General features: G+C 28.7%; 20 protein-coding genes. 12 read left to right on the top strand and 8 right to left on the bottom strand.

What is annotated here, in order from left to right; all coding sequences use genetic code 11:
- Positions 1–377: 377 nt before the first annotated feature.
- Both IC758_RS03250 and IC758_RS03245 read right to left on the bottom strand, forming a co-directional pair.
- Positions 378–914, bottom strand: coding sequence for an IbrB-like domain-containing protein (locus tag IC758_RS03250; protein WP_227433575.1), 537 nt, complete (start codon positions 912–914; stop codon positions 378–380).
- Positions 911–2,245 (bottom strand): phosphoadenosine phosphosulfate reductase, encoded by a 1,335-nt coding sequence (locus IC758_RS03245; RefSeq protein ID WP_227433576.1) that lies wholly within the window; start codon positions 2,243–2,245, stop codon positions 911–913. The genes IC758_RS03250 and IC758_RS03245 overlap by 4 nt, the downstream gene beginning before the upstream one ends.
- A gap of 699 nt (positions 2,246–2,944) precedes the next feature.
- Here IC758_RS03245 and IC758_RS21180 point away from each other — a divergent pair.
- The 4 genes from IC758_RS21180 to IC758_RS21175 all read left to right on the top strand — a co-directional run bounded on the left by IC758_RS21180 (position 2,945) and on the right by IC758_RS21175 (position 3,969).
- On the top strand, positions 2,945–3,154 hold the full coding sequence (locus IC758_RS21180; RefSeq protein ID WP_227835944.1) for a Type 1 glutamine amidotransferase-like domain-containing protein: 210 nt from the start codon (positions 2,945–2,947) through the stop codon (positions 3,152–3,154).
- A 52-nt stretch (positions 3,155–3,206) separates the two neighbouring features.
- Positions 3,207–3,542 (top strand): hypothetical protein, encoded by a 336-nt coding sequence (locus IC758_RS03235; RefSeq protein WP_227834789.1) that lies wholly within the window; start codon positions 3,207–3,209, stop codon positions 3,540–3,542.
- Positions 3,543–3,688: 146 nt separating this feature from the next.
- The gene (locus IC758_RS03230) at positions 3,689–3,889 is read left to right on the top strand and encodes a hypothetical protein (RefSeq protein WP_227834790.1); all 201 of its coding nucleotides are present in this window, start codon (positions 3,689–3,691) and stop codon (positions 3,887–3,889) included.
- Entirely contained in the window at positions 3,859–3,969 is a 111-nt protein-coding gene (locus tag IC758_RS21175) for an FMN-binding protein (RefSeq protein WP_227835506.1), read from the top strand. Before IC758_RS03230 ends, IC758_RS21175 begins: the two co-directional genes overlap by 31 nt.
- Positions 3,970–4,098: 129 nt before the next feature.
- On the opposite strand, the gene IC758_RS03220 is transcribed toward IC758_RS21175, so the two are convergent.
- Positions 4,099–4,260 (bottom strand): type I toxin-antitoxin system toxin, encoded by a 162-nt coding sequence (locus IC758_RS03220; RefSeq protein ID WP_227433577.1) that lies wholly within the window; start codon positions 4,258–4,260, stop codon positions 4,099–4,101.
- Positions 4,261–5,005: 745 nt separating this feature from the next.
- Between IC758_RS03220 and IC758_RS03215 the strand changes: the two genes are divergently transcribed.
- Positions 5,006–5,404 carry a DUF6110 family protein gene (locus IC758_RS03215; RefSeq protein WP_227433578.1) on the top strand — a complete coding sequence of 133 codons (399 nt, stop codon included), beginning with the start codon at positions 5,006–5,008 and terminating at the stop codon, positions 5,402–5,404.
- Between the two features lie 86 nt (positions 5,405–5,490).
- A complete protein-coding gene (locus IC758_RS03210) occupies positions 5,491–7,590 on the top strand; it encodes a heavy metal translocating P-type ATPase (RefSeq protein ID WP_227845497.1) in 2,100 nt (699 codons plus the stop codon).
- Between the two features lie 167 nt (positions 7,591–7,757).
- Here the strand turns inward: IC758_RS03210 and IC758_RS03205 are convergent, their stop codons facing one another.
- The 4 genes from IC758_RS03205 to IC758_RS03190 all read right to left on the bottom strand — a co-directional run bounded on the left by IC758_RS03205 (position 7,758) and on the right by IC758_RS03190 (position 18,115).
- Entirely contained in the window at positions 7,758–12,962 is a 5,205-nt protein-coding gene (locus tag IC758_RS03205; RefSeq protein WP_227860747.1) for a GTPase, read from the bottom strand.
- Between the two features lie 14 nt (positions 12,963–12,976).
- A complete protein-coding gene (locus IC758_RS03200; protein WP_227860746.1) occupies positions 12,977–15,478 on the bottom strand; it encodes an ATP-binding protein in 2,502 nt (833 codons plus the stop codon).
- A 615-nt stretch (positions 15,479–16,093) separates the two neighbouring features.
- Positions 16,094–17,329, bottom strand: coding sequence for an MFS transporter (locus IC758_RS03195; protein WP_227824639.1), 1,236 nt, complete (start codon positions 17,327–17,329; stop codon positions 16,094–16,096).
- Between the two features lie 318 nt (positions 17,330–17,647).
- On the bottom strand, positions 17,648–18,115 hold the full coding sequence (locus IC758_RS03190) for a MarR family transcriptional regulator (protein WP_227433583.1): 468 nt from the start codon (positions 18,113–18,115) through the stop codon (positions 17,648–17,650).
- Positions 18,116–18,723: 608 nt separating this feature from the next.
- Here IC758_RS03190 and IC758_RS21000 point away from each other — a divergent pair.
- Positions 18,724–18,849 carry a hypothetical protein gene (locus IC758_RS21000; RefSeq protein WP_255630946.1) on the top strand — a complete coding sequence of 42 codons (126 nt, stop codon included), beginning with the start codon at positions 18,724–18,726 and terminating at the stop codon, positions 18,847–18,849.
- 3 nt (positions 18,850–18,852) lie between these two features.
- Entirely contained in the window at positions 18,853–19,134 is a 282-nt protein-coding gene (locus IC758_RS03185; protein ID WP_227834793.1) for a hypothetical protein, read from the top strand.
- A gap of 204 nt (positions 19,135–19,338) precedes the next feature.
- On the opposite strand, the gene IC758_RS03180 is transcribed toward IC758_RS03185, so the two are convergent.
- Positions 19,339–20,799, bottom strand: a complete 1,461-nt coding sequence (locus IC758_RS03180; RefSeq protein WP_227433587.1) for an NADP-dependent glyceraldehyde-3-phosphate dehydrogenase — start codon at positions 20,797–20,799, stop codon at positions 19,339–19,341.
- Positions 20,800–21,274: 475 nt separating this feature from the next.
- Between IC758_RS03180 and IC758_RS21170 the strand changes: the two genes are divergently transcribed.
- The 4 genes from IC758_RS21170 to IC758_RS03160 all read left to right on the top strand — a co-directional run bounded on the left by IC758_RS21170 (position 21,275) and on the right by IC758_RS03160 (position 23,891).
- A complete protein-coding gene (locus IC758_RS21170; RefSeq protein ID WP_227433666.1) occupies positions 21,275–21,430 on the top strand; it encodes a 4Fe-4S binding protein in 156 nt (51 codons plus the stop codon).
- Positions 21,431–21,626: 196 nt separating this feature from the next.
- Positions 21,627–22,205: a TetR/AcrR family transcriptional regulator gene (locus IC758_RS03170; RefSeq protein ID WP_227433588.1), complete on the top strand. Its 579-nt coding sequence runs from the start codon at positions 21,627–21,629 to the stop codon at positions 22,203–22,205.
- Between the two features lie 181 nt (positions 22,206–22,386).
- Positions 22,387–22,620, top strand: a complete 234-nt coding sequence (locus IC758_RS03165; RefSeq protein WP_227483080.1) for a hypothetical protein — start codon at positions 22,387–22,389, stop codon at positions 22,618–22,620.
- A gap of 8 nt (positions 22,621–22,628) precedes the next feature.
- A complete protein-coding gene (locus IC758_RS03160; protein WP_227860745.1) occupies positions 22,629–23,891 on the top strand; it encodes an MFS transporter in 1,263 nt (420 codons plus the stop codon).
- Positions 23,892–24,190 lie beyond the last annotated feature (299 nt).

Genomic DNA, 24,190 nt, shown 5'->3' with positions numbered 1-24,190 from the left:
CTAAATTCATTTTCTATAAGAAGATTAACATGAAAAAATAACAATTTTATAACACTTATAATTTTTTTATTAAAATATACTATTTATTCATAAATGAAAAAAGTTAATCAGTACTAACAAAGAAAAAGAGCAGGATATCCTCCTACTCTTTTTTCTTTGTTAATATTATGTAATTTATATCTTACACTACTCTATTCTCAATACTTGTATTTATTCAAAAGCTTTAAACTCAAGTATATTTTCTTTAATATACTGCTTCATATTTCTTTAATATACTGCCTCATATTTCTTTAAAACACTTCTTCATAGTTCTTTAAAACACTGCTCCAAAAAGGTTAATAGTATTTCTATAGTGTTTAGACTAAAAACATATCTTTTTAATTATCTTGTTTAGTATCAGAATCAAAAGGAATCCATGCACGTCCAAACTCTTTATCTTTAAATAAATAGGATAATCCAGTTATTTGCTTTAATCTAAGAATCTCCTCAATATCCATCCCTAAGTGCTTTGATATCCATTTATCAGATTTTCCAATATCACAAAGTTCCTTTATAATATTGCTCATTAAATCCACATTATGTGAACCTCTTGCACGATTGTGACGAATAGTACTTGCCATTCTCTCATCAAGTGATTTATCAATTACTGAAACAGGAAGTACTCCACCTTCTCTATCATATATATCCTTATTTTCAAGCATTATTCGATATCTATGAAAACCATCTACAATAACATATTTGTCATTTTCTGGATTATAATAACAGACAATCGGCATTGTATATCCATCTTCTTTTATACTTTTATACAGCAACTGCATTTCTGGTGGAGCTACTGCATTTGGATTATAGTCGTTAGATTCTATCTTTTCAATTGGGACAGCGATGATTTCATATACAGGACTTTTATACTTCATAGCATCTTAACTCCTATCTTAGAAAATTTTTCATACTTTTTCTTAATGTATTCTGTTTTCATTCTTTGCTCTTTTGTAGGACCAAATCCCATAAACTTACACATATGGTCATTTTTTAAAATACAATAACACATTCTTTTCCAACTTGGTATATCTTTAGTAAATTTAATATCATCTGTGTCATCAGGTATATCTCCTAAGAATACGACTCTACTTTTTTTATCTTTTGTATGATTAGAAATTCCATTTATTTCTATATTATACCCTTTTCTTATCAACTCACATATAGCGATTTCTGGCAAACCACCACCCTTTTTATGCCAAAAGTCGATAGATGTTGAAAATTTTTTAATATAATTATTTCTTATATCTTCAGGTAGTGTATCAAGCAGAAAATAAGTGAAACTTTTCCATGTATGTCCTTCTGGCAACTTTACACTACGATACCCCATAGCTTTTGTTTTTCCATAAATAGAAGTAAAATTAGCCCCTTGTACTCTAGCAACCAATTTCACCCATACTTCTGGGTCCAATATCTTATATAAGTTTAAACTCTCTTTTGCTGAATCATTAAAAGGAGATGCTACTCTCATTTTTCTTGGAGGCAATCCAGCTTTATAGAACAAATCATAGATTTTATTGTACTCATAGTCGAATTTATAATTGGCTACCCAAACATCTTCTAGTCCCCAGTCATATAAAGGAGATGCTGTCCATACATTTTTAAACTCCTTTGTTATCCAACACTTGCCTTTATATCCATGCTGTTTATTCACAATAGCACAATAACGTTGTAAGGATTCTGAAGCTCTTGTTCCAAGTAAACAAGCAACTTTTGCACCCTTATGCTTGTTTCTCATCCACCTACCAAATTGCTTTGCCAAACTTTCCTGCTTCATCTTATACTTATAGTAGGTAAAAAGATTATTTTCTTGATTTATTACGTATTCTTTGTCTGGCATTTTTCTTACCCATAATTCTTCTTTCTCATCATCCCATGGATACCAAAACATTTCATGATTACCTACAGCTGTTCTCGTAGCCATTGGCAGACATACCCAATATGGTTCAATATCTTCAAGATTGTCTTCAAACATTTTTTCAACATATTCTGTTGTCATACTATATTGAGCCTCAAAATCTTGATGAAATACTCCTATTTTGGATTTTATATTATATTTTCTTTTATAATCCAAAACTAAATTCAATAATAGACCACTATCTTTTCCTCCACTGAAAGATACATAGATATAATCAAATTCACTGAAAACATAAGAAAGTCTGTCTTGAAAAGCTTCAAATACACTGGATTCCAAATATCTTTTATCCATTTGTAATCTCCCCTTTCAAATAGAAGTTCATGAAAGCTTATAACATAATATTATATATGCACTTTTAGTAGTAATCAGCATAAATTATGAATCCTCTAAGTGCATAAATCCAAAAAAATAAATATAATTATAATATAAATCAATTTTTCTATTATAAACTATATTTTACCATTATTTTACATAATTTTCCAACAGCATAATTATCATTATTTCTTCAGTATTTAGCTCAATATTTTGTATTTTACATATGTTTTAAAATCAAATTTTTATTTTCCAAGTTTATAATTTTTTAGATTATATATTTCTTTTATATATTTCTTAGGTAAATTTTAAAAATGTCTTTGCTTTTTTTATTGTTTTATAAGAAAAATAATATAAACATATATAATATTTAAAATAATATAGACATGTATAATGTTTAAATATACTATTAACTTATAAGATAGTAATTTTATACATCAATAATTTTTATAAAAATCAACTATTTTTAGTTAAATTGGGTAATAAAAAATAAAAGGATGGTGATTTGATTGAAACTTAATAAAGGTATCAAATTTACAATAGGATTGCTTATTGATATAGGAATCAGCTTAGTTTTAGGTCTTAACCCCCTATTAACAACTTTATTTGCTCTACTATATATAACACTTTATATTCCAGATATTTGTAATATCATAAAAAAATAAATATTCATCTGAAATAGACTATATAGAAAAAGCGCCCTACTTAAAAGACTATTCTAGCTTAAATTCAATTGATTTTTATGTAGTACCACATTTCCAAAATTGGGAATTTGGAAAAGCTGTAGAAAAAATAGTAAATGCGTATTCTAAAACTTTAGAATTAAAAGCTATTAATGATAATCAAGCAATATTAATTGAAAACGACAGTGTCAGAATTTTAAAATAATTTAATATAAATAGCACCAGAAAATGATAAACACTACATTGTCATATCTCTGGTGTTTTTCTATGCAATAAGTTTTAAAATAGCCCTCGATGAAATCAACATTGACTTTGAAAATACAGACTACCCACCTGGGGAAAAAGAAACCTTCCGTGTTGGTGAAGAAATCAATGAAAAAATAAAACAGTTACTAAATACTGGTATCTTATCAGGTGAGCTTAGAGAAGATATTGAAATTATGCCTACTATATTTTCACTGTTGGGAATGTTATCTGGCATTATACAGACAGCACCAAATAAAGAAGCTTATATCAAACAAGAAGTAAAACTTTCTAAACAGGAATTTCTTAAACACGGATTTGATATGCTTTATCGCTCTATTTCCAAATAGATAAGATAAATCTACAAATATACAACTATACAATTTTTTATAATAGACATTATTACTTTATATATTTGAATATATCTGAAATTAAATTAAAACAAAAGATATTCAAAACAATTACCAAATACAATTACAAACAAACAGTGGAAAATATGACCTTTAAAAAAGTAAATATCTCTGACATTGCTGATGGAACCTATGTTGGAGAATGTAATATAAATATCATATCTGCTAAAGTAGAAGTCACTGTAAAAAGTGGTAAAATTTTAAACATTAATCTTTTGGAACATAAAAATGAACGAGGAAAAAAACAGAAAAAGTTATTGATAAAGTACTTAACAAGCAAAAAGTAGATGTAGATGCTGTATCAGGTGCAACAAATTCAAGTAAAGTTATAAAAAAAGCAATCGAAAATGCACTCATAAAAGGATAACTATACTTAACAAATTTCTATAAGAGTAAAAATATTGTTTTTGAATATCTGTACCAATTTGTGGTATAATAAAAGCAAGAAGAACTACAATCTATTTCGTCGTAGAGTGAAGTTCATAATTAAATGAAGCTATTTGAACTTATGGAACTTGATTTTAAAATCAAATTCCCAGCCACTTTTACTCTTGCCACGAGTTGAGTGGCTTTTTACTTTCGTAAATACTTTACAAATTAAGTAAAATATTAAACTAGCAACAACGCCAGCTATTACATTAAGTAAAAAGTTATTCATACTTCCCACCTCCTTTCATTAGGAAGTAGGTTTTATCCTAGTATGAACTCCACTCTTAAATTATAGGTTACATCTTCTTGCTATAAATATTATAACATATACTTTCCCATATTTTACCTGTGTTTTTATTCTAATAACTCCCTTTTCTTTTCAGCATCATATCTACCTACTATCATCAAATATTGTTTAAAAATTAGATTTAATATAATAAAATCAACTATAAACAAGAATAAGTTTGTTTCTCTAAGCAATGTAATACTTATAGGAATGTGTTACAAATAAAACTTTCAATAATTGAGCCTTGAGTAGTGATAAAATAATATTTTTCATAAAATAAGCCAATTAATTGATATAAATTATCATTTTCTGTTGAAAGTTACATTCATGCGTGCTATACTTAATTGCATAAATGGTAATAAATGTCATATGATTTTACAATTCTATTAATAACAATTATTATTAACTTTTTAATTTTCGAAATAAATATCAAGAATTTTCTAAAATACATGATAATTCTTTAAAATATAAGAGAATTATTAAAATGTAAAAGAATTATATAGACTATATAAAAAACACATAAAACTATACAAAAATATATAGGATTATACAAAAGCGTATAGGACTCTCGAAACATAATAGAACTATATAATACTACTTTTGTAAAATTGCGCTCTATTTTTAACATTTATTACTTTATACATAAGATATATAAATAAAATTTAACTTAATGAAAGGATATGATAAAATGAATATTTTAAAAATGAAAAAAACAGGGATATTTTTAGGAGGAGTACTTTTAGGTACTGTAGGTGTCAAAATACTTTCAAGTGATTGTGTAAAAAAGTCTTGTACTAAAGCAACTGCTGGAGCGTTGAAAGTTAAGGATTCTGTTCTTGAAACAACTACTAAAATCCAAGAAAATATGGAAGATATTTTAGCTGAGGCAAAAGAAATCAATGAACTAGAAGAATTATCTTCATCTAAAACAAAAAATGTACAGGAAGATACTAAAGTTGTACAAGAAACTATTAAAGATGAAAATGTACAAACTGTAGAAAAAAATACTGATTCTGATAGCATTAAATGTGAAGACATCAAGGAAAATACTACTGTAGAAAAAAATAGTACTTGCACAGCAGAATAAATTTAACGATTATTATGGTTAATAATATCAGGTGTTATGATTAATAATATCAAGTATTATGATTAATAGTATCAGGAGGAAGTAAATTGAATCTTTATATAAAGCATGAAATCAGAGGTCGTATACGTTTTGATTTACAACTTGGTAAATTGAATAACAAACAGGCAGATACTCTACTATATTATTTGACTTCTATAAATGGTGTTACCAAAGCAAAGGTTTATGATAGAACTGGTGACGCTGTTATTTATTACACAGGTGAAAGAGACTATATAATAAAAGAAATCACTAAGTTCAGTTTCAACAATAGCGAAATAGAAAAACTAGTCCCTGAACACACTGGTAGAGAGTTAAATAATTACTACAGAGATAAATTAGTAAATAAGCTATTTATAAAGAGTGTATCTAAGATATTTTTCCCAAAATATTTAAGATTTTTTTTTATAGGACTTCACTCTATAAAATATTTCAAAAAAGGTATATCTTCTTTACTAAATAAAAAGATAGAAATTTCTGTTTTGGATGCAACTGCAATAGGTATCTCCATTTTTAGGAAAGACATAAATACAGCTGGGTCAGTGATGTTTCTTCTTGGTATAGGCGAATTACTAGAAGAATGGACTAGAAAAAAATCTATAGATGATTTAGCTCAAAGCATGTCATTAAATATTGAAAAAGTATGGTTAAAAAAGGATGATAATGAAATTTTAGTCCCAATTTCAGAAATAAAAGAAAACGATTTAGTTAGTGTAAATATGGGAAATATGATTCCATTAGATGGAATTATTGAATCTGGTGAAGCAATGATTAATCAGGCCTCTCTTACAGGTGAATCTCTTGCAGTTAATAAGAAAGAAGGCTCTTACATCTATGCTGGAACTGTAATAGAACAAGGTAATATTGTAATGTGTGTCAAAGAAAAAGCTGGTACTACAAGATTTCAAAAAATTGTAACTATGATTGAAGAATCTGAGAAACTTAAGTCTTCTGTAGAAGGAAAATTTGAACATCTAGCAGATACCTTGGTTCCATATAGTTTTTTAGGAACGCTATTTACTTATGCAGTTACTAGAAATCCTATAAAAGCACTTTCTATTTTGATGGTAGATTTTTCTTGTGCATTAAAGCTATCTATTCCTATTTCTGTATTATCAGCTATGAGAGAATGTAACAATTATAATATTGCTGTAAAAGGTGGGAAATTCCTTGAAAATGTTGCCTATGCAGATACTATTGTATTTGATAAAACAGGCACATTGACAAAAGCTCAACCAACAGTTGCAGATATAATTACCTTCCAAGATTATAATAAAAAAGATATGTTAAGACTAGCTGCTTGTCTAGAGGAACATTTCCCACATTCTATAGCTAATGCAGTAGTTCATGAAGCTGAAAAACAAGGTCTCAGTCATAAGGAAATGCATACAGAAGTAGAATATATTATTGCACATGGTATTTCAACAAAAGTCGATAATAAAAAGGTTATAATAGGTAGTAAACACTTCGTATTTGAAGATGAAAAATGTATTATACCAGATGGCGAGGAGTATAAATATAATAATCTTTCAGACGAATATTCTCACCTATTTATGGCAATATCAGGAAAATTATCAGCTGTTATTTGTATTAATGACCCTTTACGAAAAGAAGCTAAAGATGTAATTTCAAACTTAAGAGAATATGGACTCAAAAAAATTGTAATGATGACTGGTGATAGTGAAAAAACAGCTAGGTCTATAGCTAGTAAAATTGGAGTGGATGAGTATTATTCAGAAGTTCTACCAGAAGACAAAGCCAATTTTATTAAAGATGAAAAACTAAAAGGTCGTAAAGTTATTATGATTGGAGATGGAATCAATGATTCCCCTGCTATATCTGAGTCAGATGTTGGAATTGCAATGAGTGAAGGTGCTGAAATAGCAAGAGAAATTTCAGATATTACTATATCAGCAGATAATTTGAATAATTTAATTACTTTAAAACAGATTAGCAATAAACTTATGAAAAGAATTGGTTTAAGTTCTAAGTTTATTATTGCTTTCAACTTAGGTTTGATTTTTCTTGGTGTAAGTGGATTTATTAGACCAAGTACATCCGCATTTTTGCATAATGCTTCTACTGTTGGAATAAGTTTAAACAGTATGACAAATTTATTAGATAAACCTAATACTTATAACTACAATTAACCCCCCTTGTATAACACATTTATACATAAAAAATTTATAATTCATATTAAAAAAAGCACTTTTAAACAATTAAACAGTAATATTTAAAAGTGCTTTTTTGACTAAATTTCCATAATATTTCTACTTAACTACTAAAAACACCCTTCCTTAAACCTCACTTAAAACCGCTATATTTCAATTAATCTCTGTTCATAGCATTTTAGTTCATTTTGTTTTAGATAGTTAAATTCAGACTCTACATAGATACCACAACCAATAAACTCAATTGTCAGATTTGGTATATTCTCTTTCAGTATACTCATCTGCTCATATATAATTTTTTCCCACAAATCAGCCTGTAATATAGAGAAATACTTCATAATTTCTCCATTGTTATCCATATCCTTTTTAATTTCAGACCAGTTTTTTAACAAAACGCCTCTTTTATCAATGTATCCAAGTTTTTTAAAGCTCTCTATACTCTGATTCCATGCATCTTTGCTACTCTTCTCAAAATATGACTCTAGCTTTTTATTCTGCTCACTTGTCAATAGGTCATAAGAAAGCTTCTTATTAAAATGTGCTTTCAAAGAAAGCTTAGCCATAGAATATGGGCTTCTACCAGAGTTTAATCCCGCATTTTTAAACTTTTCTATTCCTTTATCTTCTATTGAAGACCAGATAGAGTTTACTGAATCTGAATCATCATCTTTTTTATATTTAACATCCAAGCCATGTGTAATATCGATATAATTTTGTGGAAATACATATTGATAGTGCATATCTTTGTTATCATCATATAGAGAAAAATATCCTTTATCATATAAATGCATATGTACATTTATTTTTAAACTATCATCTAAAATATTTCGTCTAAGATTAGGTATATTTGCATAAATAGTCACATATTTCATTGCATCATAGTTTTGATTTAGTGGAATTTCAAAGCTAATTTCTTCTCCTGTCAAAAGCTTTTTCACTTCTTCTTCATTACAATCATATAAAGAAAATGTATTTTCAAATCCCACACGTGATTTTCCTGCTAAACTTCCTGCTAATGGTATTTTCAAAATATGATTATCTGTCTTTTGCCATTGATAAGTATCTTGAACTAAAAACTCTTTAATTTGTCTATTCTGTTCCTTTGCCTGCTTTAACACCTCATCTTCATTTTCTGTTATCCCTACATGACATCTATTTAAGATATTTACTATATTGCTTCCAAATGGAAATGTCCATAATTGAAAAGCTGCTGCCTCCAATTGGCACAAATATCTAATCTGATTCAATTCAATTTGATGAATAAGCTTTTTCTGATACTCATTCATCTGGTTACCACTGTCTGACATTTGATAAATCAGTTCTCCCATTGCAAGATTATCTTTTTTCTTGTCAATCTTATCAGTAATAATAATCTGAGCATCCATCATATCCTGTACTTTTTTGAAAATCCCAGAAATATCCTCTGAATTTTCCATTTTCAAGATTTCAAACTTCTTAATTAATTCAGTTAGGACATCTTTCATTTTTAGTCTGCTTATTTCATTTTCAAAAATATCCTGATTTTTAACTGTAGTATCAAATCCGTCTACAAATGGTATAATAGATTCTTTCAATGTTTTATTTTTGAACTCTTCCATCTGAATATTTAAATTATCTAGTTTTTTAATATTATCCTCTTTTGACTTAATCGCATCTTTAACTACTTTTATTTTATCTTCAAAGCTAGCTTTTACATTTAGACAATTATTAACACTACTAATTGCTGTATTAATAAAAGAACAACTTGCACTACCAATGCTTAATACATTTTTAATAGTTGCTGTTTTTTGCTGTCTTTCAATAGATGCTTTACACTTCTCTAGTGCAACCAATTTATCTTTTTGTTGTTTATTACTATAATTTGCTTCCAACATACCCATTTCTTTTTTCTGAATGCTTGTGTATATTTTTTCATATTCGCCTTCATCCAAGCCATTTTTTGCTACTGCAATGTCATTTTCTTTCCCTTGGTAGTCATTATTATCTAAGGACTTAGTCATAATCTCTTTAATTTTATTAAAATTATCTCTCTTTCCATCATCAACACCGACTAATTTATTTGTCATTGCTCCTAAAGCATTCTTTCTATCTTCATTTAACTGAGTTCCAAGGACAAAACTCATACCTTCAGAATCTATTTTGAAATCTGAAAAATTAACCATTCTGTTAGTCCATTGATACTCTTCTTCCTTAGCTGAAAGATTTTCTTTTAAAGATTTTGCACTATCAAAAGCTCCTAAGCACGCTTGACCAATACCACTTAATGATGATAGTAAACTCAACGCACTCTGTATTCCAGAAAGAATTAGTTGTATTTTCATCTGTTCTTGAAGTTTTTCCTTCTTTTCTTCTAGTTTCTTTATATCTTCTTTTTCATCTTCTTTTATCTTTAGAATTTCTTGAATCAAAAGATTCATTTTTGCTCCAACAGAAAGCATTTTATTTTCAAGCTCTTTTTTCAAAACTTCTATCTGTTGATTTCCTGAGTTAATTTGAGTTAGAACACTTTCCTTATAGGTATTGAAATATGATTCTTTTAATTCATCTTTCTTTCCTTGTTCCAATTCTTTTAAAGTCTTCTCTAGATAATCTGTCAGAGTTCGAATATCTGTAACACGATTTCCTCCAATTTCATCTTCCTCTATCATCTGCATGTAAAATGCTGCCTTCTGTTCTAATGCAAATAAAATCATACTCCATTCACTAAAACTCTGATTTTCTTTTACAAAAGCTTCTATTCTATTAGACTGCATCAATTTATTTATAAGGTAGTCATAAATCTCTTTTGCTTCTTGGTAAAACGCTTTCTTAATATGCATATCATCTAAAGAAATTACTTCTTTATTTTTCTTATCAAATTTATAATACTTCTGAAGAATTTCTCTATTTAACTGCATTTCCACTTTCTCAACTGCATTAAAAATCTCATAAATATGCGAAATTTCTAAAATATCAGCTTCTAAAATTCCTACTGCACATAAAAGTTTAAGATTTCTATATCCTTTACTTCCAGAAAAACCAAATCTTTCAAAGAATTGATAGAAAAATGTATCCATTGATAGAGAATACTCTTGCTTTAACAATTCGTTTTCTACTAATGACTTTCCAGGATTTCCTTCTTTTCCCTGTGCTCCATCTAGACCTGAGTCTGCAAGCTTTTTAATTGTCCAGTCCTTGTGTTTTGTATAAAGATCATCTAATGCCTTTCCATCATCTGCTGTTTCCTCACTATCTGAACCACTCCCTATCACATATCTATCAAAATAGTAATAGTTTATGTCACTATAACCCGTTTTACCAGAAATTCCTGTATACATTCTTGCTTCTTCAAAAATTCCGCGGATTCCTCCAATACCCCCAGCTCCACCTTTTCCTCCAGAACCGCCTTTTCCAGCTAAGCCATGTCTTCCGTCTATTTGGCTTATAGAACTTTTTAGAACTGTTGCTTCTCCAAGGAGATAAATCTGTCCAGCCTTACTTCCAAGACCAGCATTTCCACCATCTCCACCTGTTCCTCCAGTATTTCCTTGTTTTCCTTTTTCTGCTTCTATTATATAGTATTTTGCACCTTTTTCCTCAGCAAACTCTTTTTTCTCTGGTTTAGAGCCTAGTTTTGCATTTGCTCCAGCTACTCCAGATGCTCCTGTTTCTCCTACTTTTCCATCTTGACCATTTCCACCTTGTCCACCGTCAGCATAAAGCTTAAGTTCGCCTTCTTTTTGTATATGTTTAAAAGATATTAAAATATCGCCTGAGGTTCCTGCATTATTTCCGACTCTTCCATTCATTCCGTTATAAATAGAACTTTCTCCATCCAATTTTTTTGCGTCATTTCCAGAAACATTAATTGAATAAGAACCTTTTGGTATACATAATCTTTCAACTAATAGAACTATATTTTTACCTGAGAAAACATCCTTCTTCATATCACAATCTATTTTTAGCTCACACTCTCCATACATATATATATATGATAATTCATTAAGTTTATAGCCAGATATTATTTTAGTTAAATCTGATAAATTCACTTTAGGTACAGGAATATATATAGAAAGCACTTTATCTTTTTCATATGATTTTATATATGTACAATTTTGGATTTTTTCTCTTCTGTATTCTGCATCTAGAAGCTTCTCAGCTTCTTCTTGTTCCAATTCCTTCTCTGCTATCCAGTATTTAATACATTTTAATGTATCTTCCAGTGTTGTATTTAATAATGACTTTAATAATTCACTTAGACCGACAATATTAGTTTCTTTGCAGTAACTATTTAGCTCTAGAACAAGGTGTATTTTTTCTAATATATTTACTTTTTGCACTCCATCACCATAGAAAAGCCCTTGTACAAACTCCATAAGTTCTTCAATACTATTTGTTTTACATAAACTCTGATACATTTGTTCCAACTGAGATTTTTTTTCTTTTAGATTTTCTATAGAAGATAAAATGGAAATAGAATCTTCTAATGCCTTTTTTACACTTTCTATATAAGGAGCTAGAAGTTTTTCTAGTTCTTTATATGTTGTGTCAACAGCTTTTTGTATCTCCATTTTACAAGAAGCAGTAAGCATTAATCCCATATCAGTTTTCTTGAAAGTAGTTGGAAGTTTTTCTAATTCTCTCAATAGATTTTCTGGCTTTGTGTCTAGTGGATTACACAATTCTATAGAAACATTATCTGCTAGTACCACATTTAACAGATATACCAGTTCCTTATAACCTTCATAATATTTTTCTTGGCTATCTAGGTCTTCTTTTACTTTTTTCAGTATATTTCTAACTTTCTCTTTTGTCACGTTACCACTAAGTGGCTTAGGTATTTTATTGATAAGAAAGAAAAAATTTTCCTTATACTGTGTATATTCATTAAACATATCTTTTAAGTTTTTAGCTGTATCAATTAACAGTGTATGTCTAGAGTCCAGTAAAGACTGGTAGTCTAAAATGACTACTATACCTTTTACTTTTAAAGATGCAGATATAGTTTCTCTTACAAGCATTGCTCCTGCAATCATATACTCTGCTCCACGATTATCAAAAAATCCAGGACAATCGCATAAAGAAAATGCTTTATTTTCAATATCTACAACTTCTGGGCATAAAGTCTTAGAATATACACCATTACCAATATCAACTGCTGAATCTTTAGCTGTGATGTACACTTGTCCAGTTTCCGCATCTGTTTTTTCTTCCATATCACAACCTTTTAAATAGTTGATACAAGTGCTTTTTCCAACCCCTGAAGCACCCAGGAATAACAAAATCGATTTTTCTTTTAAATTGTATCTTTCCAGTTCATTCCTTCCATTTTCCAAAAGATTTATGATTCCATTATACAATTCATTTGACATATATCCATCCCTTTCTATACTTCAGCACAATAGTTTTGATATTTCTCTTTAACAAAGCTTTCTTCAACTTTTAAAACTGCTGTTGATTTTTTATAATTTGGATTATTATATCCTCCAGATTCTCCTCTATCTCCATAATCAGCATACTCTCTTGATGGACCTTCTTTTCCTTTTTCCCAACTTCCACCTTCAAGAGTTATACGATAACTAGTAATACTAGTTAGTTTATAATCCCAACTTTTAAAATATCCTGTATAGTATACAGTAGAATCTATAGCACTTGGAGAGAATGAAAGTGTATTATAACCATGATGACCACCTTTTCCTCCACTTCCACCAAATCCTGGTCTTCCATCTGGACCTCTTTCTCCATCTCTTACTGTTATATCACAGCAACTGATTAACTTATCTCTCTTTTTATCTGAATCTGCCAAGAAGTAAATATTTCCTTTACTTCCTCCATTTCCACCTCTTCCAGCATTTCCTCCTTTTTCTCCTTTTCCTCCTTTTGCACCACTTGTTCCTTCTGCAAAATAACCTTTAAACATTTGTCCATAGAAATAACTTGTATATCCTGCATCACTTCCATTTCTACCTGTGCTTCCAGCCACACCATCTTTACCATCTGTTCCTCTTGAACCATTTCCTCCATTTGCTATTAGTGTAAGGCGATAGTTTCTAATTTCTTCTTTAATGTACAAATAAATATTTCCTGCATCTCTACCATCTTCACCATTGATTCCATATATAGAATTATCTATAAGATTTCCACTCTTTCCACTTACATTAATCTTAGAATTACTACTTACATCAAGATTCTCACAAGAAATAATGATATTTTTTTCTGATGCAAAATCCATTCCAAGATTAATATCCATATAGATAGTGTCTTTAGCTAAAAACATAATTGTAGAGACATCATCTCCCACGTTTCTATTTCTAAAAGCTTCTAAAACACTGCTAATTACCAAGTTTTTAATTAATGCTTTAACTTCTATTACCGTCTTTTCTTTAAGTATAAATGATTTTATTATAAATGGATTTAAAATATATTTACTTACAAGATTTCTAATTATTTCATTTCCTTTTTCTCCATATGCATTTAATCTTGTTATATTTGCTTCTAATTCTTCACTATTTCTATCTGTAAGATTCTTTAAAATAGGCTCAAAATCACGTTTACTATATATGTAGTCTGTTTTATTTGCAACTTCCATCAATTTATCTCTATTTGATAATGTCCATACCTGTTTTTGTACCTCATAAGAAACTAAAATCTCTTCTATTTTCTTTCTTATAATAATAAATTTTTGTTCCATTATACTTTTACTTGTTTTTTCTATAATAGATTCCATATATACAGAAGATAGTGAAATTTCAGCATTTCCATGGTCTGTATATTTATTTAAATCTTTAATTATATCTAAGTTTCTTCTTATCTCATTTTGTAATTTTATACATGTGTCTTCCAAGAATAATCCACTTTCTCTTGACAATAAATTGATAAATTTATCTAAAGTAATACTCTCTGCATTAACTGAACTTTCTAACCAGTTTTTAAATATGTCTACTACTCTTTCATATTTTGACATTTCTTGAATCATTGTTACTCTTTCAACCTTCTTAATAAAGTCTTCTGTATATTCCTTGACATAAACTTCTAGTCTAGATACTATACTACTTTGAATATCTTTTATTAATGTATCTAAAACTAATCTTGCATCTGCACTGATTGGATATTGGAATGCTGATGTTTTATCTTTTACTTCTTCTAATTTTATTACTTCTTTTAATAATCCTTCTCTTTGCTCTGCTTCAAGTGGTTTACAAAGATGAATATTTTTTCCTTCTCCTTTTAGCAATTCTTCAAATAACCAAGCTTTATCTTTTATATTATTTTCTGGACTTTCACACAATTGTTCGTATTTTTTTCTAATCACATTATATATTTGTTTTTCTGTTCTTCCTAAAAAGCTTTTAGAAATAAAGAAAGTAATACTTCCTCTAAAATTCTCTTTATGAAGACACATATTTAATTGTTGAAATAAATCAAGTACTTTTGTAAGTCTAGCCTCTAATATATCTGCTTCTGGTATTAGTACAACTACTCCACATATAGATGCAGAATTTCTAAACACTTCTCCTAACGAAACTGCTGCACTAATGTCATGTGCTACTCCTCTGTTATCACTAAATCCTGCAGTATCACATAATTTTGCATCCATTCCTTCTACTTCTCTTCTCATATCTACAATATTTGGATACAAAGTTTGTGAAACAGCTCCTGAGCCAATTTCTGCAACAGGGTCTACACATTCAATATAGGAGATACCAGTATCTTCATCTTCTACTTCCTTCATTTCACATCCTGCAAGATAATTAATTGCTGTACTTTTCCCACAACCTGTGCCTCCAAGAATCAAAATTAGATTCTTATTTATAGCTTTATCTATTGCTACTTTTCCTTCATCTAGTAGGATTTTGATTTCTTCTAAAAGCTTATTTTTTTCTCCCATGTATTTTCTCCCTTTTTTATAAAATTTTTTAATATTAAAATAACTGTGCTTGTAAAATAAAGCCTTTACTAACACAGTTATTTTATTTTATATATCTAATTATATTTTTTATTTTATATATCTAATTACATGTTCTACTTTTTTCTTCACAAAGAAGAGCTTTGAAAATCATAATTTCTGCTAAATAATCCTTAGGAGCCTTTGTAATTGCAGTAGCATTACAAATAAATTTTAAATTTGTACCTGCTACAACTTAAGTAGCAACGATAAGTGTTTCATAATCAACATCTTTTAACATTCCTACAGCTTAATTGAATATTTCTACTTATTATTTTTCTACTGGTCTAAATTTTGACCATCCTCCACAATAAATATTCATATAACAAACCTCCTTATATGCTTAAATTTATTTATATAATAGTACGAATTTTCTAAACATTCAACACAAACTGTGTAACTAGTCGATAAAAGTGCATAACTGGACACATAGTCATCATAAAAAACTTTTAAAGTCAAATTTATCTAATTAAAAATAATATAATACAAAAAAACAGTCAATCTATTAAAATCAACTGCTCCATAAAGTGAATTTTTACTTATTATATTTTACAAAGTTTACACATTTACATGTGTCCCTTTATACAAAACTAATGTTGCCACTCCTATAAGTATCATGCCCATAAAAGCAGGTGTCGCATGACCAAGAAATACATAGATTTGACCTCCAATGATAGGTCCAATTATTCTTGCTAAAGATTGAATGGATTGACTACCACCTTGAATCCTCCCTTGCTCACTAGAATCGACAGACTTGGATAGCATCCCATTGAATGAAGGTCCAAAGATAGAATCGCCAAAACCAAATATAAACATTCCAACAATAAAAATAGGATAGAACGAAAACAAGGCTGATGCTGCAATAAAACTGTAACCTATAATCTCTGAAACCATTCCAAGAATTGCTATCTGTACATCACTAAGTTTTTTCAAAAGCTTTGGCATTATAAAACCTTGTGAAATGATGTCTTGTATACCCATAATTGAAAATACAAGTCCAATTAGTGCGGGTTTCCAATTGAAAGTGTCTATTGTAAATTGTGAAAAAACTGACTGTAAAGACCCATTTGGTATCCAAAGTAAGAATGCTGATAAAAGTAGCCTTTTTAAGTTTTTTACAGAAAGTACATTTGCAAGCTGTATAAATGGATTTAGCCTTGCAAGTGTAATCGACTTTAATCTATTCTTCTTATCAAGGCTCTCAGGCATATACAGAAATCCATAAATAACATTAAGTAAAGTTATTATTGCTCCAAAATACATGGGTACAGAATAACCAAACTTAGCAAGTAATCCACCTACAGTTGGACCAATAACACAGCCTACACCTGAAAATGCACTCACCCATCCAAAGTATTTACTTCTATGTTCTCTAGGAGTAATATCTGCAAAATATGCGAAGATAGTGCTTATGCTCCCACCTGTTACACCTTCTATTATACGTCCAACAAATAATACCCATAGAGCTCCTCCTATTCCAAAAACTAAGTACCCTATTGCAGAACCCAAAAGGCATAATAAGAGTAATGGACGACGTCCATATCGGTCACTCAAAGCTCCAAGCCCAGGAGCTGCAAAAAACACACAGATTGCATAAACAGAAGTTAGCATTGTAACAACTATAGCTTGTTCTTCTGGACTATTTGTATAAGGTTGCACTAAGAATGGAACGACAGGTGCTATGATAGTGAATCCGATTCCGCAAAGAAACGCAGATATAAGACCAAATATCAAAGCCTTTTTATCTACAATTTGTTCTGTATTCTGTTCATTGTTTGATTTAAATATAAACACTTAAATTCTCCTCTCAAAAATTATAATTTTGTTTCCTTTAGAAACATATTTATTTATTTCTTTTTTACTTTTTTACCTTTTTACGTCTTTACCTCTTTACTTTTTTCATTATTTTATTTCCCTAGTAGCATGTTCATCTTTTATCATTTCGCCTCATTTGGGGGTATATTCCTATATTCGTTTTTTGATTCCTTGGAAACATATTTATAGTATCATTTTTTTGTTTCCTTGTCAACAAAATAGATAACAATAAAAATACAGCCTATTCTCAATAGAGTTAGGCTGTATATGATTTCATTTTCATTATTCTGACTTATTCTACTTTAATATTATCCCCTGTTTTTTTATTTCTTCATCCAAATGTCGGTTATAATTTTCGACAAAGCTAATCATACTGTCAAATTGTTCATCAGTTACCTGCTCAAATACAACTTTATCACGTTCTTGAAACTCTTTATGAAGTTCCTCATGAATATTATAAACTGTTTTACCTTGCTCAGTAAGTCTAAAATAGATTTCTTTTTTATTATCAGGCTTCTGGTAACTTTCAATAACACCTTTTTTTATTAGCTTTTTAGTTACTTTACTTATGGCGCCTCTAGTCATATAAAAGTATTCTGCCAGTTTTGTCACATTGCAGTCTACATTTCTTCCAATGTATTCAATGCAATGTACTTCAGAAGACTTATAACCCTTGAGACTCTCTTCCATCTTAAATTTATTAAGCCAAACAGTCTTATTTAGTAAATCTCTAAAACCCATCATGACCTGTTCTTCTTTATTCATGGTATATATCCTCCCACCCGTTAGTGCATTAACAATATTATATTAAACTTTTGTTTCTATTTCAACAATGTTAAAATAATTCTTTTAGGAATCGAACTATATAAAATAAAGAGATAGAATCATCTAATTTAGACCTACATTTAATTTTATACTCTGCACCATACTTAGATATTAAATTTTTCTTAAATTCATAACTTTAAGTTACTTTATTGAATAATAAAACTTATATGAAATACTTGCTGTTACAAGGATGCAACTCAACATTGACAAAAAACATAGTGAGATTGATAGTATGTAACCTGTATATTTGTTAAAATTTTAGAATAAAGATTGAGGAGGAAAATAAAATGGATATATCTACAATAAGAAATCATTATATTAAATTATTTATATGTATTTTTTTATTTTTCAGCGATATAGTTTTATTTTTTCCGATATACTACTTATATAGAATAAAATTCATTAAATTACCACTCTTAAATTAATCATCTAATCTTTTTATATAACTCTTATTCGAATCATAATATCACAGATAAAAACATTTAATTAAAGTTATAATTTCAAGAATTTTATAACTTTAATTAAATATATTTTGAGGGGGAAAACAAATGAAAAAAACTAAATCAAAGGTATTAAGTTTAACACTAGCAACTACTTTTTTTGTAGCAACAACAGCAAATTCATATGATATGTGTGCAAAATCTTCAGATATGGACATGGGTGAGAAGTCATAGCTTATGTATTGCAAAAACTGTGATTTAGAGTTTGACGATACTACAACTATATGCCCCAAGTGTAACCACACTCTAACATCTCATAGACAAAATTTATCACAGATATCTATGAAAAATAAAGTTGATGAATTCAAGCTAAATAAAAAAGTTAGAAATGGAAATATACTAACAAATATAATTATTTTGACATTAATAATTCATATAATACTTATTCTTTTCATGCAAATCCATATTGAAGATTATTATGATATTTATATTAAATATTGCCCTACTGCAATATCTTGATTAGTTTTAGTTCTTTCTCTAAAAAGAGGAGAAAAAAGGTTCACCCTAATTAGAGTGAACCTTTTTTATATCTATATAATTTATACAAAATCTATATCCTGATTAAAACTTCATTATTTTCTAGAGCTATATAAAGCTTTAAAAATCAAAATATAAAGTGGAAAAAATTAATTTCTCCACTCTATCCTATATTACTAGTATAATCTACAGACCCTTAACATTTACTACTACTGCCTTAGGTCTAGTCATAGCCTCAATTGAATACTTAACGCCTTGAGTTCCCATTCCAGATGCCTTTACCCCTAAAAATGGGAAGTGGTCTGGTCCCCTCTCAGTCTTATTATTTATTTGAACAGTACCAACCTCAAGCTTATCAGCTATATAAAAAGCCTTATCAATATCACTTGTAAATACTGATGATTGAAGCCCATACTCTGATTGATTAGCAATTTCAATTGCTTCATTTATATCTTTAATTCTTATAATTGGAAGTACTGGTCCAAAAGGTTCCTCCCAAGCAATTTTCATATCAACACTTACATTATCCAATAATGTTGGATAAAATAAATTATTTTTTCTAACATTACCTGTTATTAATTTAGCCCCTTTATGCAATGCATCATCCACTAATCCTTGAACAAAATCAGTTGATTTGTTATCTATAAGAGGTGTAATAACTACTTCATCCATTGGATTCCCAACTGTTAACTTCTCTACTAACGGTTTTATTTTTTCAACTAGCTTATCAGCCACACTATCTTGAACCAAAATTCTCTTTACTGCCGTACATCTTTGACCTGAATATGAGTAAGCTCCAGCTACTATGTTTTTAGCTGCAAAATCCAAGTCGGCATCTTCTAATACAATAGCAGCATCTTTTCCACCAAGTTCCAATAATAACGGAACCATTTTAGATATTTTAGATATATGTTGACCAACTTCAGTACTACCAGTGAAATTTATAAAGTTGATTCCCTTATGAGTTACAACATAATCTCCTATTTCACTACCTCTACCTGTAATTGTGTTGAGTACACCATCTGGTATACCAGCCTTTCTCATAATTTCTACTAAATGAAGTGCACTAATAGCTCCTTGTGTAGCAGGTTTTAGGACAACTGCATTTCCACCAATAAGTGCTGGTGCAATTTTTGACATTGATAAATTTACAGGATAATTAAATGGAGATATAGCTAAAACAGTACCCAACGGAACTCTTGAAACATAAGACATCTTATTACGTGTTCCACCAGGGAAATTGTCACCACTAATAGCCTCACCTTCCATATTCTTTCCTACATCTGCTGTGTATCTCAAAAAATCTGCTGTTCTTTCAACTTCTGCTCTTGCAGATTTTATATCTTTAGCTATTTCAAGTACCAATATATTAGCTATTTCATCCATATTTTCTAGCAATAAGTCAGCTGCTTTATGAAATATATTAGCCCTCTTGTATACAGGCATATCAGCCCATACCTTTATACTTTCTTTTGTATTTTTAATAGCTTCATCTACTTCATGCTTTGTCATAGATTGTACTTTTCCAACAAGTGAGTTATCTATTGGTGAGTAAATTTCTATTGGTTTTTTTGAATTGGATTCTACCCATTTCCCATTTATTAAATTTTTATATACATTTTCTTCGGTTTTAAGTTCATTAAACATATTTTTATTCCTCTCTCTGATATAACATTATGTATTTAAATTATAGCCATTTATTTGTTATGTAAACATTTCTTTTTCTCATAAACGTTTACCTTTAAAAAAAATTTTGTAATCCTTATTTTTTGTATTTTAAATACTGTTTTAATTAGAAGTAGCTTTTTAATTTAAATACCTATTTTTTAATATGTCTCTGTAGTTTAAGTACTTATTTTAATGTATTTTTATTTTAAATAATTCCTCATCATTTCATACTTAAGTTTCTTACAAGATATAATTACACATATCATAATGTCAGCAATAATAGAACATATTATACAATTAAAAGAACATTATTTTGTTAATTATTGACCCTAATCTACCTATGTGATATAATTTAAACAGAACACTATTCTGTTTTAAAAAAGAAACATCACGAAAAGAAATAAAAAGCTATCCAAAATCCAATTTTTTAGTAAACACACTTTTTCATAAAATAATGGACCGTTATATAAAGAACTGTCCAGGCAATGATAAATATTTTACAGTTTGGGATGATTGTATTTCTTGCGGATTATGTGCTAAAGTATGTCCCTGTAAAACAATTAAATATGCCAGTTATCAAATGCACATACATAGAACCAATAACCTATAAGGTCATTCCTTATGGCTATTGGCTCTTTTCATATAACTGCCTCTACTATAATACTACTTGCAGATTGTAGCAAAAAACCGTTGTTTGTTAACAAAATCATGCTTGACAAATTCATAAATGGACAATACTATATATGTATGACTAAAAAAATATTTTAAGTCATACATATACATGCTTATGGAAAGGATTGATAAATATGGCTAAAAGCTTTACAGAAGTTGAAAAAAACAATATAAGAGAAAGATTAATTTTAGAATGTGAAAACCACTGGTCTAAATATGGATATAAAAAAACTAATATTGATGAGCTTTGTTCAAAGGCAGGAATTGCAAAAGGCTCTTTCTACACATTTTTTGATTCAAAAGAAAAGTTATTTTTTGAAGTATTAAATGGAATTCAAAATAGACTTATATCATCACTATACGAAATCTTGAATAGTATGCCTACAAAAGAAGGATTTGTAGCATCTTTAAAGATGTTATATCGCTTATATGATAAAAATCCATTTTTATATGCTCCCAGAGATCATGATTCTATTGCTTTTTTAAACAAATTACCTAAAGACATGGTTTCAAAGCTCGAACATAACAATATACAAAGCTTCTATGATTTAATTGAAAAGTATGATTTTAAACTAAAAATAGATAAAGAAAAAGCCTTTGGTGTTTGTAATGCTCTATTATCAAGTCTATTGTTAAAAGAAGATATTGGATATAACTATTTTGAAGTATTCGATTTCATGATAGAGAATCTTGTAGATGATATATTTGAATAATATGATGTGCTAATTTTACTAGATTATATAAGTAAAATAAATGATTATGTAGAATATGTAACTAGTAGAATAGTTAATTATAAAATAAATTAAATAGACAAATTAAGTGAATTACACAGCAAAAATAATAAATTTTGTTTTTCTGCTAAAATTCCTTTAAAATTCTTTTGGGAGAGTCCATATGATTGAACTAATACAAAAACTAAACGATATTATATATAAAATAAATGAAAAATTAAACATACATACAAAACTTGTAGACCCTAGTAGTGAACTTATGCCTTTCTACTCTACTCTATCTATAATGTTTGCTATATTTTTAATAGTGTTAGGAATTAAAATAAAAAGAAAACTTCTAGTAGTAATTGCTGTTATAACAATTATTATAAATGTTTTAATAATCTTAGATAGGTAGGTGTATATATGACAAAATCACTAAATACTTTTAACAAAAACTTCAACTTAATGGTATTAGGTCAAATAATTTCACTGTTTGGTGCCTCAATACTTAAATTCGCTTTATCCTTGTACATACTTGATATGACAGGAAAAGCAGGAATATTTGCTACAATACTTGCAGTATCTTCAATTCCAATTATAATATGTTCCCCTATTGGTGGAGCTATTGCAGATAAATTTAATAAAAGAAATTTAATGGTTATTTTTGATTTTTCAAGTAGTTTAACTGTTCTAGTCTTAGCATTATTTTTATTTAACAATAAAGGTTCAATACTGATTGTAGGAATTATCATGACTATACTTTCAATAATAAGTACGATGTATCAACCCACTGTTCAGTCGAGTACACCTATCCTAGTTGATAGTAAAAATTTAATGAATGCAAATGGTGTCGTAGCTGGAGTTGCATCTCTTACAAATATCGCTGGACCTGTACTAGGTGGTGTTTTATATGGAATTCTTGGAGTTAATGCTATTGTAATTATCAGTTGTATAAGCTTCTTTTTATCAGCTATTATGGAAATGTTTATTCAGATGCCTTTTGTTAAACAAGAACAGTCTGATAATATCATAAAGTCTATCTTTAATGATATAAAAGATGGTGTTGTCCATATATGTAAAGAAAATCCTACTCTATTAAAAATATTATTTATAGCAATGGCATTAAACCTCTTTTTAACTTCAATGATAATTGTAGGTATACCATATATAATAAAAATAACAATGGGTGCTAATGATACCTTATATGGTACTGCACAGGGAGCAATATCATTTAGTTCACTAGTAGCTGCTATAAGTATTGGCATGTTCTCTAAACATATAAAAATTAGTAATTTATATATATACCTTTGTATATGTGCACTGATGTTTATTCCAATGGCATTTTCGGTATATCCATCTATATTACAAACAGGGTTGGCAGCACCATTTTTAATTCTTGTAATATCCTCTATGTTAATATTTTTCATGACAACAATTATTTCAATATTTGCCATAACAATAACTCAATTAGAAACTCCAAATGAACTGTTAGGAAAAGTAATGGCTATACTTTTTGCAGGAACAGCAGCCGCAATGCCTCTTGGTCAGGTCATATATGGTAAACTTTTTGATTTATTATCAGATAGAGTTTACATTATTATTATAGGAGTTGGTATAGTTACATTCTTTATAGCAATTATTTCAAAAGTAATATTAAAAGACAAAAGTGCTAAGTACAACAAATAGAGATTTTATTATATTCTAATTGTATTTTTTACAAATAATATAAGCAGAATATTTATATTCATAGATACATTATGATGTTTGATTTTAGTCTTAATTTTACAAAATATACAAAACTATACGACTGTAGCATAATATATGAATGTGTCATATATACTGATAAAATTTTAATTTTCACTAATTTCTGAATTTAAATGCAAAATTATGCATTAGTGTGTTGACGTATTGGAAATTGATTGATATAATCAATGAAAAATAAGCTTTATAAAAATTCAAAATATTCAGCTAGAGGAGTGATAGTA

Origin of the sequence: Clostridioides sp. ES-W-0016-02, assembly GCF_020641035.1 — a bacterium.
Lineage (GTDB): Bacteria > Bacillota > Clostridia > Peptostreptococcales > Peptostreptococcaceae > Clostridioides.
The sequence above is the reverse complement of the archived record's forward strand: the minus strand, read 5'-3'. Positions and strand labels throughout refer to the sequence as shown.

What these genes read in the sequence shown, in the direction of transcription:
- IC758_RS03250 (WP_227433575.1), bottom strand. Translation starts at nt 914, where the DNA reads ATGAAGTATAAAAGTCCTGTATATGAAATCATCGCTGTCCCAATTGAA.
- IC758_RS03245 (WP_227433576.1), bottom strand. Translation starts at nt 2,245, where the DNA reads ATGGATAAAAGATATTTGGAATCCAGTGTATTTGAAGCTTTTCAAGAC.
- IC758_RS03230 (WP_227834790.1), top strand. Translation starts at nt 3,689, where the DNA reads ATGACCTTTAAAAAAGTAAATATCTCTGACATTGCTGATGGAACCTAT.
- IC758_RS03220 (WP_227433577.1), bottom strand. Translation starts at nt 4,260, where the DNA reads ATGAATAACTTTTTACTTAATGTAATAGCTGGCGTTGTTGCTAGTTTA.
- IC758_RS03215 (WP_227433578.1), top strand. Translation starts at nt 5,006, where the DNA reads ATGAATATTTTAAAAATGAAAAAAACAGGGATATTTTTAGGAGGAGTA.
- IC758_RS03205 (WP_227860747.1), bottom strand. Translation starts at nt 12,962, where the DNA reads ATGTCAAATGAATTGTATAATGGAATCATAAATCTTTTGGAAAATGGA.
- IC758_RS03200 (WP_227860746.1), bottom strand. Translation starts at nt 15,478, where the DNA reads ATGGGAGAAAAAAATAAGCTTTTAGAAGAAATCAAAATCCTACTAGAT.
- IC758_RS03190 (WP_227433583.1), bottom strand. Translation starts at nt 18,115, where the DNA reads ATGAATAAAGAAGAACAGGTCATGATGGGTTTTAGAGATTTACTAAAT.
- IC758_RS21000 (WP_255630946.1), top strand. Translation starts at nt 18,724, where the DNA reads ATGAAAAAAACTAAATCAAAGGTATTAAGTTTAACACTAGCAACTACT.
- IC758_RS03185 (WP_227834793.1), top strand. Translation starts at nt 18,853, where the DNA reads ATGTATTGCAAAAACTGTGATTTAGAGTTTGACGATACTACAACTATA.
- IC758_RS03180 (WP_227433587.1), bottom strand. Translation starts at nt 20,799, where the DNA reads ATGTTTAATGAACTTAAAACCGAAGAAAATGTATATAAAAATTTAATA.
- IC758_RS21170 (WP_227433666.1), top strand. Translation starts at nt 21,275, where the DNA reads ATGGACCGTTATATAAAGAACTGTCCAGGCAATGATAAATATTTTACA.
- IC758_RS03170 (WP_227433588.1), top strand. Translation starts at nt 21,627, where the DNA reads ATGGCTAAAAGCTTTACAGAAGTTGAAAAAAACAATATAAGAGAAAGA.
- IC758_RS03165 (WP_227483080.1), top strand. Translation starts at nt 22,387, where the DNA reads ATGATTGAACTAATACAAAAACTAAACGATATTATATATAAAATAAAT.
- IC758_RS03160 (WP_227860745.1), top strand. Translation starts at nt 22,629, where the DNA reads ATGACAAAATCACTAAATACTTTTAACAAAAACTTCAACTTAATGGTA.